This window comes from Acinetobacter gerneri DSM 14967 = CIP 107464 = MTCC 9824 (assembly GCF_000368565.1).
GTDB classification, from domain to species: domain Bacteria; phylum Pseudomonadota; class Gammaproteobacteria; order Pseudomonadales; family Moraxellaceae; genus Acinetobacter; species Acinetobacter gerneri.
This window is the reverse complement of record NZ_KB849526.1, coordinates 1-638: the sequence shown is the minus strand read 5'-3', so window position 1 is coordinate 638 and position 638 is coordinate 1. Positions and strand designations below refer to the sequence as shown.

Below are 638 nucleotides of genomic sequence, written 5' to 3'. Positions count from 1 at the left end.
GCGTTATAACTTGCACCACCACCCAAAGCTGTAGCTGTAGTAGTCCCCAAATTATCTGCATTGGCTTTCACCGCATTTAACTGTGAAACATTGACCGCATCTGTAAGCGCGCTGCCTGCCAATACATTACTAATCACTTTATTTCCAGCATTGACACCTGAAGTCGTGATGCTTGGACCATTGGTAATACTGACACCCGATGCGTTCAATGTTGTAGTGTTAGTACCATCAGTAACCGTTGTTCCTGTCGCCGATGTTGTCAGCGTATTGCTACCTTGTTTTAGTACATTAGTGGTTGATGTAGATGTATTCGTATTACCCGTTGTATCGGTAATTTTTGTACCCGTAGCATTTACCACAGTGCTATTGCCAGCACCGTCAGTCGTGGTTACGCTTGTTAAGCTAATGTTAGGATTGAGCTTAATTTGGGCTTGGTTAGCCGTCACAGCAGTGGTGATATTGGTATCACCCACGATCGCAAAAGTAGAACCTAATTTGTTGCTTGATGTACCTGAAGCAGCATCTTTGAAATACAACGGCGTTGTTACTGCTGTATTTAAACTATTTAATGCCGCTGCAACACCTGTAACATTGCTAGCAACGCCATTTGGATTGCTCACAACACTATATGTTGGTGC

1 pseudogene is annotated in these 638 nt (G+C 43.4%); it reads right to left on the bottom strand.

Annotated elements, in window-relative coordinates:
* A pseudogene (locus F960_RS22515) lies at window positions 1-638 on the bottom strand (hypothetical protein); the annotation flags it as partial.